The organism is Roseateles aquae (genome assembly GCF_032337115.1).
Lineage (GTDB): Bacteria > Pseudomonadota > Gammaproteobacteria > Burkholderiales > Burkholderiaceae_C > Roseateles_C > Roseateles_C aquae.
Window position 1 is genome coordinate 183,717 of the sequence record NZ_JAVXZY010000008.1, and the last position, 12,805, is coordinate 196,521.

A 12,805-nucleotide genomic window follows, 5' to 3' on the forward strand; every position below is an offset into this window, starting at 1 on the left:
CCGGATTCCCTCATGCAGCCGCTGCTGCGTCATCCGCCCGCACTTCGAATCGAACTGCGGGCGGATCTGTTTTTGCGCCTGATCGAGCAGTTGTTGATCCTGCTGGCCACGCTGGTGCTGAGTGCCTATCTGCTGGCCCAGACGGAGGCTCGCCAGCCGTCGTGGCCGCTCGCCATGCCGCTGTGCCTGCTTGCCGGCCTGGCCTATGCGCTGTGGCGTTGGCGGCACCCGGAGCCGCCTTGGGAACTGGCCTTTGATGGGCAGCAATGGTGGCTGCGCCCGGCAGGGCGCTTGGCGCTCGATGCAAGGCCGGTGCAGCTTGAACGCCTGATGGACCTGGATGGGTGGCTGCTGCTTGGCCTGCGGCCGCTGCAGGGCTCGCATGAACCGGCCGGTTGGCGCAGCCACTGGCGCGGCCGCCTTTATCTGGGCCTATCGCGGCGTGCGCATTCCTTGCAGTGGCAGCAGCTGCGCGTCGTCTTGCAGCTGGCGTCGCGGCAGTTGCCGAAGTGAGCTCAGGCGGGGTGCCTTCCTGCAACGCCAAGCGCATGAGCTAGCATAGTTTTGCCGCTTGTCCCTGCCACTTTGCCTGGCAGACAATTTCGCAGCTTTCTCAACCTGGCCCTTTCAATGACCATGAATTTTGCAAACCTGCCGAGCCCCTCGCGTCGTTTGTCTGCCTTGCTTGCCGCGACCGGGCTGGCCTTGGGCCTGAACCTGGCCATGCCCGCCTTTGTGCAGGCACAGGCGCGTGAGCTGCCGGACTTCACCGAGCTGGTGGAGCGGGTGGGCCCGGCGGTGGTGAACATCCGCACCTCCGAGCGCCTGCGCGCCGCGCCGGGCGGCAATGCCGATCAGGAGGCACTGCTGCAGGAGCTGATGCGCCGCTTCGGCATCCCAGCACCGGGCCAGCGCCGTGGCGCGCCACGGGGTGACGATGAGCAACCGCAGCGCCGTGGTCTGGGTTCCGGCTTCATCCTGGGCGCCGACGGCTTTGTGATGACCAATGCCCATGTCGTTGATGGCGCCGATGAGATCACCGTCACGCTGACCGACAAGCGCGAGTTCAAGGCCAAGCTGATTGGTGCCGACAAGCGCACCGATGTGGCCATCGTCAAGATCGAGGCCTCGGCGCTGCCGGTGGTCAAGATTGGTGACGTCGGCCGACTCAAGGTCGGTGAGTGGGTGATGGCCATCGGCTCGCCCTTTGGTTTCGACAACACGGTGACGGCCGGCATCGTCAGTGCCAAGGCGCGTGACACCGGCGAGTTCCTGCCCTTCATCCAGACCGATGTGGCCATCAATCCCGGCAATTCCGGCGGGCCGCTGCTGAATATGCGCGGTGAGGTGGTGGGCATCAACTCGCAGATCTACAGCCAGTCCGGCGGCTTCATGGGCATCTCGTTTGCGATCCCGATTGACGAGGCGATGCGCGTCGCGGATCAGTTGCGTGGTGGCGGACGGGTGGTGCGCGGGCGCATCGGTGTGGGCATCGGCGATCTGAGCAAGGAGGTGGCCGAGGCCTTGGGCCTGGAGAAGGCGCAGGGCGTTGTGGTGCGCTCGGTCGAGCCCGGCTCGCCAGCTGAAAAGGGAGGCGTGGAAGCGGGCGACATCATCATCAAGCTCGACGGCAGGCAGCTCAGCAATGCCAACGATTTGCGCCGCAGCGTGGCGGCGAACAAGCCGGGCAGCAAGTCGGTGCTGCAGGTCTTCCGCCGCGGTGCCTACAAGGAGCTGACCCTGGTGATCGGAGAAATGCCGGCCGAGGACGCCGCTGCCACTGCAGCCGACCCGGCTGCCAAGGCCAAGCCTTCGGCACTGTCCAGCTTTGGCCTGACGGTCTCCGAACTCAGCGACGCGCAAAAGCGTGATGGCAAGCTGCGCTCGGGCGTGCTTGTCGATGAGGCCGAGGGGGTGGCAGCGCGGGCAGGGCTGCGCGCTGGCGATGTGATTCTGGCTGTCGGCAAGACCGAGATCAGCAGCGTCAAGCAACTGGAGCAACAGCTCAAGCTGGGCGAGAAGGCCAAGCAGCTGCCGCTGACGGTGTGGCGTGAGGGGGCGGTGAACTACCTGCTGCTCAAGCCGGCGTCCTGAGGCTCACGACCGCTTCAGCCCTGCGGGGTCTTTCCGCATGGTGGAATTTGGCGGATGCGTCTAGATCGTCCAGCTGCCTCCAAAAAGGCGACGCTCGAGCTCTGAATGGGACTGCGTCGCCGGACTCGCTGGGCGGCTACGCAGGATTGCTTGGCTTGTCGGCTAGAATAAGAGGTTTCGAGCGCGCTTTGCCGGCATTGCTGGCACTAATGCCAGCCGGCTTATCGAGGCAGCGGACATGTCAGTTTTATGATGTGCATAAGCTGTGGATAAGTTTCATGTTGGCGAGCCGCAACGGCCGGAGATGCAGTAACGGTGCGGTTTTCAGGCCTGGGCTTTTGGCTACAATGAAAGCCCAACAAGCAGTTGCCATACGTTTTGTTGGAAGGCGCGTCACCGTTTCGACGTGCCTTTTTTTTATGTTCGGCGCGGCCCTTCGGGCCTTCTCATCGCGCTGCGATGAAGAGCCTTCCACGCAACGGTTTTGCCGTTGAAGCTTCCGGCCGAACAGACCGCGATTGAGTCCATGAATCACATCCGCAATTTCTCCATCATCGCCCACATCGACCACGGCAAGAGCACGCTGGCGGATCGCATCATTCAGCGTTGCGGAGGCCTGTCGGATCGCGAGATGGAAGCGCAGGTGCTGGACTCGATGGACATCGAGCGCGAGCGCGGCATCACCATCAAGGCGCAGACGGCGGCGCTGCAATACAAGGCCAGGGACGGTCAGGTCTACAACCTGAACCTGATCGACACGCCGGGCCACGTCGACTTTTCCTACGAGGTCAGCCGTTCGCTGTCGGCCTGTGAGGGTGCGTTGCTGGTGGTGGATGCCAGCCAGGGTGTCGAGGCGCAGACGGTGGCCAACTGCTACACGGCGCTGGAGCTCGGCGTCGAGGTCGTGCCGGTGCTCAACAAGATGGATCTGCCGCAGGCCGACCCTGAGAACGCCAAGGCCGAGATCGAGGACGTGATTGGCATCGATGCCACCGATGCGATCCCTTGCTCGGCGAAGACCGGCATGGGTATTGACGACATCATCGAAGCCGTCATCGCTCGCATGCCGCCGCCGCGGGGCGTCGTTGAAGCGCCGCTGCGCGCCATGATCATCGACTCCTGGTACGACGCCTATGTGGGCGTGGTGATGCTGGTGCGTGTCGTCGACGGCACGCTGAAGAAGGGCGAACGGATCCGGATGATGGCCTCTGATGCGGTCTATCCTGCCGAGCATCTGGGCGTTTTCTCGCCCAAGTCCGAGAAGCGCGAGCAGCTCAATGCGGGCGAGGTCGGGTTCGTCATCGCCGGCATCAAGGAGCTGCAGGCGGCCAAGGTCGGCGACACCATCACGCTGGAAAAAAAGCTGCCCAACAATCTCGGCCCTGCCGAAGAGGCCTTGCCGGGCTTCAAGGAAATCCAGCCGCAGGTCTTCGCGGGCCTGTATCCGACCGAAGCCAGCGAGTACGACTCACTGCGTGACGCGCTGGAAAAGCTCAAGCTGAACGACTCCTCGCTGCGCTACGAGCCGGAAGTCTCGCAGGCCTTGGGCTTCGGCTTCCGCTGCGGCTTCCTGGGCCTGCTGCATATGGAAATCGTGCAGGAGCGGCTGGAGCGCGAGTTCGATCAAGACCTGATCACCACGGCACCCAGTGTTGTCTACGAAGTTGTGCGTGGCGACGGCGAGGTCATCGAGGTCGAGAATCCGTCCAAGATGCCTGAGGTCGGGCAGATCCAGGAGATCCGCGAACCCATCGTCACCGTGCATCTGTACATGCCGCAGGACTATGTTGGCCCGGTCATGACCCTGGCCAACCAGAAGCGCGGCCAGCAGATCAATATGGCCTATCACGGTCGGCAGGTCATGCTGACCTATGAAATGCCGTTGGCTGAAATCGTGCTCGACTTCTTCGACAAGCTCAAGAGCGTGTCGCGCGGCTATGCCTCGATGGACTACGAGTTCAAGGAGTACCGAGCCTCTGACGTTGTCAAGGTTGACATCCTGATCAACGGAGATCGGGTGGACGCCTTGTCCATCATCGTTCACCGCGCCCAAAGCCAGTTCCGTGGCCGCGGCGTGGCGGCGAAGATGCGCGAACAGATCCCGCGCCAGATGTATGACGTGGCGATCCAGGCCGCCATCGGTGCCAACATCATCGCGCGGGAGAACATCAAGGCGATGCGCAAGAACGTGCTGGCAAAATGCTACGGTGGTGACATCACCCGCAAGCGCAAGCTGCTCGAAAAACAAAAGGCCGGCAAGAAGCGGATGAAGCAGATCGGTTCCGTCGAGGTGCCGCAAGAAGCCTTCCTGGCCATTCTCCAAGTCGATGACTAAATCAATGAGTGCACTGACCGGAATTCTTTACGCCGTCCTGATTGCCTATCTGGGTGGCTGGTACACCGGCCAATGGAGTGGCAATTTCGCGCTGCTGCTGTTCATCCTGACCACGGTCACGATGCTGTACTGGCTGGCCGAGCGTTTCCACTTCCAGCCGGCGCGCGAACGTGCGGCCGCCGAGCTGCTGGCCAACGATGCGAAGCGCCGCGAGGCGCTGGCTGCGCAGGGCATCGCCCGTGTCGACAGTGATGTTGAGGGCGCACGCCAGGAAATCCTGCGCCAGCCCTGGTGGCTGGACTGGACCGCCGGGCTGTTCCCGGTGATCCTGATCGTCTTCCTGCTGCGCTCCTTCCTGTTTGAGCCGTTCAAGATTCCCTCGGGCTCGATGGTGCCGACGCTGCTGGTCGGTGATCTGATCCTGGTGAACAAGTTTCACTATGGCATCCGCCTGCCGGTGATCAACAAGAAGATCATCGCCAACCATGATGTCCAGCGTGGCGATGTGATGGTGTTCCGCTTTCCGGAAGACACCAGCGTCGACTTCATCAAGCGTGTGGCGGCCATCCCCGGCGACGAGGTCGCTTATCTGAACCAGCGGCTCTACATCAATGGCCAGCCGGTGACGGTCAAGTCGGAAGGCGACTATTACGACGAAGACAGCATGCGCATGCGCAATCGCTTCTCGGAAAGCCTGGGTGCCCTGCCGCACCAGTTGCTGGTCGACCCGAACCGCCAGCCCTATTTCCAGCCTGATCGCAAGGACGGCCCGTTCCCCTTCCAGGATCAATGCAAGTACAGCCCAGAGGGCGTGACCTGCAAGGTGCCGGCCGGCCACTACTACATGCTGGGCGACAACCGTGACAATTCGCGTGATTCGCGCTTCTGGGGCTTTGTTCCGGATGAGAATATTGTCGGTAAGGCCTTTTTCGTCTGGATGAACTTCGGCAACTTCAAGCGCATCGGCGCCTTCAACTGAGTGCCGTGCTCGCCGGTGTGCAGCCTGCAGTTTCGAGTCAACAAGGAATGAACTCCATGGTGAACGCGCGTCGTCAGCAGTCCGGCATCAGCCTGCTGGGCCTGTTGTTCTGGGCCGTTGTGTTGTCGTTTCTCGGTGTCGTGGCGGCACGCACCATCCCGACGGTGATGGAGTTCTATACGATACAGAGCGCCGTCGATCGCATCGCCAAGGGCAATCCGCAGACGGTGCCCTTGGCCCGCGCCGAGTTCGAGCGCATCAAGCAGGTCGAATACTCGATCCAGAGTATTGCGTCCCAGGATCTCACCATCACCAAGGACAACGACAAGGTGTTGATCAGCTTCGCTTACGAAAAGCAGGTCGCGCTGGCCGGTCCGGTCTTTCTGCTGATCAAGTACGAAGGGCATTCGCGCTGAACGCTGCCATGATGACGCCGCTGGATCGTCTGCAAAAGAGGCTCGGCCATCGCTTTGGCGATGCCGCGCTTTTGCAGCGTGCGCTGACCCACCGCAGCTTTGGTGCTGACCACAACGAGCGTCTGGAGTTTCTCGGCGATGCAGTGCTGAGTCTGGCGGTTTCCAGCCTGCTGTACGAGCGCTTCGCCGGCTCTGACGAAGGCGACCTGACTCGCATCCGCGCCCACCTCGTTCGCGAAGACAGCCTGCACAAGCTGGCCTTGGGCATCGGCCTGCCTGAGTTCCTGCGTATGAGCGAGGGCGAGGCCAAGGGCGGCGGCGCGCAGCGCCCCTCCATCCTGGCCGACGCGGTTGAGGCCTTGATCGGCGCTGCCTTTGTTGACGGCGGCTATGAGGCCGCGCGCGAACTGGTGCGCCGTCTGATGGGTGAGCAGATCGCCACGCCGCCCAGCGACAACTGGGGCAAGGATGCCAAGACGGCGCTGCAGGAATGGCTGCAGGCACGCAAGCTGGCCGTGCCCAGCTATCGCATCACCGAGACCCGCGGCCAGGCCCATGCGCAGACCTTCGAGGTCGAGTGTGCTGTGCCGGCCTTGAGCCTCAGCAAGAAGGGCGAGGGCCGCTCGCGCCGTGCCGCCGAGCAGGACGCTGCCAAGCGTATGCTTGAGGAACTGCTGGCGCGGGATAAACCCGGCGCCGGCCTGCGGGACTGAATTCGACTGCGCCGCGCCCAGTGCTGTGACATGCAGCGTGGGGCTTGCGACACGCATTGACGGAACTGGAGATTCGCTCCGGCTCTGGCTTGAACAAGGATTTGTGGCCTGGAGCCCAGAATGACGAACACCATGACAGACACCACCGCTGAGTCCGCCGCTGCACAACGTTGCGGCCTGATCGCCATTGTCGGCCGCCCGAACGTCGGCAAGTCAACGCTGCTCAATGCGCTGGTCGGGCAGAAGGTCAGCATCACCTCGGACAAGGCGCAGACCACCCGCCATCGCATTACCGGCGTGCGCACCGTTGACGAGGCGCAGTTCGTGTTTGTCGACACCCCCGGCTTCCAGACCAAGCACAACGCCGCGCTGAACCGCAATCTGAATCGCACCGTTCATGGCGTGCTGGGTGATGTGGATCTGGTGCTCTTCGTCGTCGAGGCCGGCCGCTTTGGCCTGGACGACGCCAAGGTGCTGGCCCTGCTGCCCGAGGACAAGCCGGTCGTGCTGATCGCCAACAAGCTGGATGCCGTGCAGCGCCGCGCCGAGCTGGCGCCCTGGCTGAAGAGCATGCAGGAGCGGCGCAACTTCAGCGAGTTCGTGCCCTTGTCGGCCAAGAAGGAAGCCGATGTGCAGCGCCTCTTCAAGATCCTCAAGCCCTATCTGCCTGAGCAGGGCTGGTTCTATGAGGAAGACGCGCTGACCGATCGCAGCGAGAAGTTCCTCGCCAGCGAAATCATCCGCGAGAAGCTGTTCCGACTGACTGGCGACGAACTGCCCTACACCTCGACGGTGATTATCGACAAATGGGAAGACGAGGGCGAGCTGCGCCGCATCTCGGCCTCCATCGTGGTCGAACGCGACGCGCACAAGGGCATGATCATCGGCCAGGGCGGCGAGCGCCTGAAGCGCATCGGCTCCGAGGCCCGCCAGGAGCTCGAGCATCTGATGGATGGCCGAGTCTTCCTGGAACTCTGGGTCAAGGTTCGTTCCGGTTGGGCCGATTCCGAGGAGCATCTGCGCACCTACGGCTACGAATGAAGCCGCAAGGCCCCGTGGTGACACGCGCGACACGCACCCCTCGCGCGCCCCGCATCCCGACCACGCAGCCCGCCTATGTGCTGCATCACTACGACTGGAGTGAATCCAGCCTGATCCTGGACCTGTTCACCCGAGAACAGGGTCGCTTGGCCGTGGTCGCCAAGGGTGCCAAGCGGCCGTACTCACAGCTGCGTTCGGTGCTGCTGCCGTTTCAACGCCTGCAGGTCAGCCTGAGCAAACCGGCGCGCGGCGAGGAGGGCGCCCCCGAGGTGCAGACGCTGCGCGGCGCCGAGTGGGCCGGTGGCCACACCCTGCCAGCCGGCGCGGCGTTATTCACCGGCTACTACCTCAACGAGCTGCTGCTCAAGCTGCTGGCCCGTCAAGACCCGCATCCGGCGCTCTTCGATGCCTATGCGCGCACCCTGCCGCTGCTTCAGGCCGGCGAGGACGCCCTGGCCCAGGCGGCGCTGCGTGCCTTCGAGCTGCGCCTGCTCAGCGAGACCGGCCTGTTGCCTGACCTCAGCCTGGCCACGCTGACCCAAGCGCCGCTGCAGCCAGGTGGGCGTTATTGGCTCAGCGCAGAAGCCGGCGTGGAAGCAGTGGAGATGGCGCAGAGCCAAGCCTTCGCGGCGGAACAGCTGGTACAGCTGGAAGCCGCCTTGCTACATGGCAGCGTCGAGGCCTTGCAGCAGGCCTGTCTGGGCGCCTTGCCGGCGCTGAAGGCCTCGCTGCGCGGCCTGCTTCACTATCATCTGGGCCACAAGCCCCTGCGCACCCGCAGCGTCATGCTCGATGTGCAGAAACTGCTCGACTGAATAACACTGAGAAGGCCTGCGCCATGAATCCTTTGATCGGCGCCGACTCGCAACAGGGACGCTGCGCGCTGTCGGTCAATGTCAACAAGGTTGCGCTCTTGCGCAATACCCGCCACCTCGGCATTCCCAGCGTGCTGCGCGCCGCCGAGATTTGCCTGCAGGCCGGCGCGCAGGGCATCACCGTTCACCCCCGTCCCGACGCGCGCCACATCCGCCGCGACGATGTGCTCGAGCTCGCCGCACTGATGAAGCAGTGGCCGCAGGCCGAGTACAACATCGAGGGCAATCCAACACAGAACCTGATGGACTATGTGCGCGAGCTGCGCCCCCATCAGGTCACTTTCGTGCCGGACAGCGAAGACCAGTTCACCTCCGACCATGGCTGGAACCTGCCTGCCGATACGGATCGATTGCGGCCGCTGATTGCCGAATGCCAGCAGCTTGGCGTGCGTGTCAGCCTGTTCATGGACCCGCTGCCCGAGGCCATGGTGCATGTGGCCGCACTCGGCGCCGAGCGCATCGAGCTCTATACCGAAACCTATGCCAGCGCCTTCGGCACCGACCAGGAAGACGCGGTGCTGGCCGGCTTTGCCGCGACGGCTCGGGCGGCGCTGGCGCAAGGCCTGGGCATCAATGCCGGCCACGATCTGAACCGCGCCAATCTGAGCCGCTTCCTGCGTGGAGTACCTGGTGTTCAGGAGGTGTCGATCGGCCATGCCTTGATCGCTGACGCGCTGGAGCTGGGCTATGCCGAGACGGTACGGGCCTATCAGCGCAGCATCCAGCAGGCCTATGCGGGCTGAAGCCGCTTGGAAGATCCGCCGTGCTGTGCGGAGCGATGCGCCGGCATTGTCGGCCTTGGCGCGCTGGGTCTGGCTGCAGACCTATGCGCTGGACGGCCTGCGCGACAGCTTCATTCGCTACCTGGACGACAGTTTTTCTGAGGCTCGCCTGCACGCCTTGATTGCCGATCCGGCTCAGCCGATGTGGCTGCTGCACGAGGGCAATCATCTGCTGGCCTGGGCCCATGTCGAACTTGGCGCGGCCTGGGCGGGGTCAGGTCTTGCTGTCGGCGGCGCGCAGGCGGAGCTGCAGCGGCTCTATGTGGCGCCGACGCGCTCCGGCGAGGGCTTTGGCGCGCGCCTTTTGCAGCATGTGCGCGAGGCCCTGCCCGCCCACGCTGTGTGGCTGCGCGCCTGGGCTGGCAACGAAGGGGCGCTGCGCTTCTACCGCCGCGAGGGTGCCCAGCAACTGGGCGAGACCTGGTTCGAGCTGGAGCAAGAGCGCCATCGCAATGAAGTACTGGGCTGGCCGGCTTGGGAGGGCGCGCAATGATTTACGGCATTGGCAACGATATCTGCGATCTGCGCCGCATTGGCGAGACGCTGGCGCGGCGTGGTGATCGATTTGCCGAGAAGGTGCTGGGGCCGCAGGAGATAAAAGTCTTCCAAGCGCGTCGGGCACGGGTCGAATCGCGCGGCATTGCTTATCTGGCGACACGTTTTTCGGCCAAGGAATCCTTCTCCAAGGCCATCGGCATGGGCATGCGCATGCCCATGACCTGGCGCGACTGCGAAATCCTCAACGAGGCCAGCGGCAAGCCCTTCATCCGCTTGCACGGCGAGCTGGCCGAGTGGTTCGCGTCACGCGGGCTGCAGGCCCATGTCAGCGTCAGCGACGAGACCGACTATGTGGCGACCTTTGTCGTCGTTGAACAGCCGCGCCTGGCGGCGAAAGAGAACCCCTGATGAATGAACTGAGCACCACCGTGCATGCGCCGCTGGTACTGGACATTGCCGGCCACGCGCTCAGCGCGACGGAACGCGCCCGGCTCACGCACCCTTTGCTCGGCGGCTTGATCCTGTTCGCGCGCAATTTCGAGAGCCGCGCGCAGCTGACGCTGCTGACGGCCGAGATCAAGGCGCTGCGGCCCGATCTGCTGATCGCCGTTGACCATGAAGGTGGCCGTGTGCAGCGCTTCAAGACCGATGGCTTCACCCATCTGCCCAGCATGCGGCAACTCGGCGAGCTGTGGATGCGGGATGCAATGGCGGCCACCGAAGCCGCGACGGCGGCCGGCCTGGTGATGGGGGCCGAACTGCGCGCCTGCGGCGTTGATCTGAGTTTCGCGCCGGTGCTGGATCTTGATTACGGCGAGAGTTCGGTCATCGGCGATCGCAGTTTCCATCGCGATCCGCGCGTCGTGGCGCTGCTGGCCAAGAGCCTGGCCCACGGCATGCTGCTGGCCGGCATGCACAGCTGCGGCAAGCATTTCCCCGGGCATGGCTTTGTCAAGGCCGACTCGCACACCGAGGTGCCCGTCGACAAACGCAGTCTGAAGGCGATCCTGGCTGACGATGCCAAGCCTTTTGAATGGCTGCGCCTGAGCCTGGGCGCGGTGATGCCGGCCCATGTGATCTATCCCAAGGTCGACAGCCGTCCGGCCGGCTTCAGCCCGCGCTGGCTGCAGGACATCCTGCGCGAGCGTCTGGGCTTCGGCGGTGCCGTGTTCAGCGATGACCTGGGCATGCGCGGTGCCCGGGTGCTGGAAGGGCGCGAGATCAGCTATCTGGAAGCGGCGCTGGCGGCGCTGGGTGCCGGCTGCGATCTATTGTTGCTGTGCAATCAAAGCGCCATCGACGACGGCGCCGTGCTGGACCGTTTGCTTGACGACATGATGCAGGCCGCGGCCAGCGGCGCCTGGCAGCCCCGTGCCGAAAGCGAGGCGCGCCGCGCCGGCCTGCTGCCGCAGACGGCGCCGCTGACCTGGGAGGAGCTGATGCATCACCCGGCCTACCACCAGGCGCTGCAGTCCTTGAGTGCTTAAACAAGCTGGCGCCAAGCCAGGCAGCCGCTCACTGGCGGCGGTAGTTGTCCTGCATCTGGTAGCTGCGCGCATAGAGCCCGAACAGCAGGGCGGCCAACAGCGCAAAGCCTGAGAAGAAGAACATCTGGAAGGCGGTGACGCTGAGGCCGCTGGTTTGCACCCAGGCGGTCACGGCCTCGCCCTTGACGCTCTTGTTGGCCAGCAGCACCCAGAGATTGCCAATCGTCACCGACAGATTCCAGAAGCTGGTGATCACGCCCTTCATGGCCAGCGGTGCCTGGCTGTAGGCAAACTCGAGGCCGGTGGCCGAGACCAGCACCTCGCCCAGCGTCAGGATGGCATAGGGCAGGATCTGCCAGATGATGGTGACGGCGTGGCCGCCGTCCAGCCAGAGCTGGAACAGCGCCACCACAGCAAAGGCCACCGCTGACAGCGCGATACCCGCGCCCATGCGGCGCAAGGCGGTGATGCGCAAGCCGCTGCGTTCCAGCAGCGGGTAGAGCACCAGGTTGTTGAAGGGGATCAGCAGCATCACCAGCAGCGGGTTCAGGGCCTGCATCATCGAAGCTTCAAACCAGCCCGGCTTGCTCATCTGGTTGGCCTGCAGGATCCAGGTCGAGGCCTTCTGGTCGAACAGGCTCCAGAACGGCGTCACCAGCGCGAACAGCACCAGCAGGCGCAGCACCGTGCGCACGGCTTGAACAGCCTCGCGGCCATGGCGGGCTTCGGCGCCGGACAACTGCATCCAGGCACCGAGGCCACCAAAGCCCATCACCAAGACCAGCGCCAGACACAGCGCCACCACCAGGCCCAGCTCTTTGTAGGCGCTGATGCTCCAGGCTGCCAGCAGGATGCCAGCCAGGGCGGCGAGCTTGCCCGGCAGGCCGGCGCCCAGTGCGGTCTTGACGACTTTCAGGAAGCTGTTCGGGTCTTCATGGGCCGTCGGCTTCACATGCACGTATTTGCCGCGGCCGGACCAGAAGATCAGGGTGGCCACCGCCATGAAGATGCCGGGAATGCCGAAGGCGATGCTGGCGCCCCAATGCTTGAGGATCAGCGGCATCAGCAGCGAGGCGAAGAAGCTGCCGAAGTTGATGATCCAGTAGAAGGCGTCGAACACCTTCTGCGCCAGCGAGCGATTGCTCTGGTCGAACTGATCGCCAATGAAGGAGCTGACCAGCGGCTTGATGCCGCCCGAGCCCAGTGAGATCAGGAAGAGGCCGGTGTAGAAGCCGGTGATATTGCTCTCAAAGGCAGCCAGGCAGGCGTGGCCGGCGCAGTAGACCAGGCTGAGCCAGAAGATGGTGTTGTACTTGCCGAAGAAGCGGTCGGCCAACCAGCCGCCCAGCAGGGGGAAGAAATAGACGCCCATCACAAAGGTGTGGAACACCTCCTTGGCCTCGCCCTTGCGCAGTTCCTCCGGCACGGACAGCAGCAGGCTGGTCATCAGGAACACCGTCAGGATGTTGCGCATGCCGTAGAAGCTGAAGCGCTCGCATCCCTCGTTGCCGATGATGTAGGGAATCTGTGGCGGCATCTTGGCCGCGGTCTGGGGCGTTGTCACCTTGTGGGGTCCTTGTTCTAT

Annotated in this window: 13 protein-coding genes; 12 read left to right on the forward strand and 1 reads right to left on the reverse strand. The window is 63.8% G+C overall.

What is annotated here, in order from left to right; genetic code table 11:
- Positions 1-12: 12 nt before the first annotated feature.
- From RQP53_RS18520 to nagZ, 12 genes are all read left to right on the forward strand, one after another.
- Entirely contained in the window at positions 13-513 is a 501-nt protein-coding gene (locus RQP53_RS18520; protein WP_315652162.1) for a hypothetical protein, read from the forward strand.
- A gap of 123 nt (positions 514-636) precedes the next feature.
- On the forward strand, positions 637-2,094 hold the full coding sequence (locus RQP53_RS18525; protein WP_315652163.1) for a Do family serine endopeptidase: 1,458 nt from the start codon (positions 637-639) through the stop codon (positions 2,092-2,094).
- A 526-nt stretch (positions 2,095-2,620) separates the two neighbouring features.
- Positions 2,621-4,429, forward strand: a complete 1,809-nt coding sequence (gene lepA, locus RQP53_RS18530; RefSeq protein ID WP_315652164.1) for a translation elongation factor 4 — start codon at positions 2,621-2,623, stop codon at positions 4,427-4,429.
- Positions 4,430-4,433: 4 nt separating this feature from the next.
- On the forward strand, positions 4,434-5,408 hold the full coding sequence (gene lepB / locus RQP53_RS18535) for a signal peptidase I (RefSeq protein WP_315652165.1): 975 nt from the start codon (positions 4,434-4,436) through the stop codon (positions 5,406-5,408).
- Between the two features lie 56 nt (positions 5,409-5,464).
- Complete coding sequence (locus tag RQP53_RS18540; protein WP_315652166.1) at positions 5,465-5,824, forward strand: DUF4845 domain-containing protein; 360 nt, start codon at positions 5,465-5,467, stop codon at positions 5,822-5,824.
- Positions 5,825-5,832: 8 nt separating this feature from the next.
- Positions 5,833-6,537, forward strand: coding sequence for a ribonuclease III (gene rnc, locus RQP53_RS18545; RefSeq protein WP_315652167.1), 705 nt, complete (start codon positions 5,833-5,835; stop codon positions 6,535-6,537).
- A gap of 120 nt (positions 6,538-6,657) precedes the next feature.
- On the forward strand, positions 6,658-7,578 hold the full coding sequence (gene era, locus RQP53_RS18550; protein ID WP_434064121.1) for a GTPase Era: 921 nt from the start codon (positions 6,658-6,660) through the stop codon (positions 7,576-7,578).
- Positions 7,575-8,393, forward strand: coding sequence for a DNA repair protein RecO (gene recO / locus RQP53_RS18555; protein WP_315652169.1), 819 nt, complete (start codon positions 7,575-7,577; stop codon positions 8,391-8,393). Before era ends, recO begins: the two co-directional genes overlap by 4 nt.
- A gap of 23 nt (positions 8,394-8,416) precedes the next feature.
- The gene (locus tag RQP53_RS18560; protein ID WP_315652170.1) at positions 8,417-9,196 is read left to right on the forward strand and encodes a pyridoxine 5'-phosphate synthase; all 780 of its coding nucleotides are present in this window, start codon (positions 8,417-8,419) and stop codon (positions 9,194-9,196) included.
- Entirely contained in the window at positions 9,186-9,728 is a 543-nt protein-coding gene (locus RQP53_RS18565; RefSeq protein WP_315652171.1) for a GNAT family N-acetyltransferase, read from the forward strand. The genes RQP53_RS18560 and RQP53_RS18565 overlap by 11 nt, the downstream gene beginning before the upstream one ends.
- Positions 9,725-10,141 (forward strand): holo-ACP synthase, encoded by a 417-nt coding sequence (gene acpS / locus RQP53_RS18570; protein WP_315652172.1) that lies wholly within the window; start codon positions 9,725-9,727, stop codon positions 10,139-10,141. The genes RQP53_RS18565 and acpS overlap by 4 nt, the downstream gene beginning before the upstream one ends.
- Entirely contained in the window at positions 10,141-11,220 is a 1,080-nt protein-coding gene (gene nagZ / locus RQP53_RS18575) for a beta-N-acetylhexosaminidase (RefSeq protein ID WP_315652173.1), read from the forward strand. Before acpS ends, nagZ begins: the two co-directional genes overlap by 1 nt.
- A gap of 28 nt (positions 11,221-11,248) precedes the next feature.
- Here nagZ and RQP53_RS18580 read toward each other — a convergent pair whose 3' ends face one another.
- The gene (locus RQP53_RS18580; RefSeq protein ID WP_315652256.1) at positions 11,249-12,757 is read right to left on the reverse strand and encodes a POT-type proton-dependent oligopeptide transporter; all 1,509 of its coding nucleotides are present in this window, start codon (positions 12,755-12,757) and stop codon (positions 11,249-11,251) included.
- Positions 12,758-12,805: the final 48 nt, after the last annotated feature.

Bases quoted from the DNA above. Each gene is read 5' to 3' on its own strand.
- recO (WP_315652169.1), top strand. From the start codon at position 7,575: ATGAAGCCGCAAGGCCCCGTGGTGACACGCGCGACACGCACCCCTCGC.
- RQP53_RS18520 (WP_315652162.1), top strand. From the start codon at position 13: ATGCAGCCGCTGCTGCGTCATCCGCCCGCACTTCGAATCGAACTGCGG.
- RQP53_RS18565 (WP_315652171.1), top strand. From the start codon at position 9,186: ATGCGGGCTGAAGCCGCTTGGAAGATCCGCCGTGCTGTGCGGAGCGAT.
- RQP53_RS18540 (WP_315652166.1), top strand. From the start codon at position 5,465: ATGGTGAACGCGCGTCGTCAGCAGTCCGGCATCAGCCTGCTGGGCCTG.
- RQP53_RS18580 (WP_315652256.1), bottom strand. From the start codon at position 12,757: ATGCCGCCACAGATTCCCTACATCATCGGCAACGAGGGATGCGAGCGC.
- era (WP_434064121.1), top strand. From the start codon at position 6,658: ATGACGAACACCATGACAGACACCACCGCTGAGTCCGCCGCTGCACAA.
- lepB (WP_315652165.1), top strand. From the start codon at position 4,434: ATGAGTGCACTGACCGGAATTCTTTACGCCGTCCTGATTGCCTATCTG.
- acpS (WP_315652172.1), top strand. From the start codon at position 9,725: ATGATTTACGGCATTGGCAACGATATCTGCGATCTGCGCCGCATTGGC.
- nagZ (WP_315652173.1), top strand. From the start codon at position 10,141: ATGAATGAACTGAGCACCACCGTGCATGCGCCGCTGGTACTGGACATT.
- lepA (WP_315652164.1), top strand. From the start codon at position 2,621: ATGAATCACATCCGCAATTTCTCCATCATCGCCCACATCGACCACGGC.
- RQP53_RS18560 (WP_315652170.1), top strand. From the start codon at position 8,417: ATGAATCCTTTGATCGGCGCCGACTCGCAACAGGGACGCTGCGCGCTG.
- RQP53_RS18525 (WP_315652163.1), top strand. From the start codon at position 637: ATGAATTTTGCAAACCTGCCGAGCCCCTCGCGTCGTTTGTCTGCCTTG.
- rnc (WP_315652167.1), top strand. From the start codon at position 5,833: ATGATGACGCCGCTGGATCGTCTGCAAAAGAGGCTCGGCCATCGCTTT.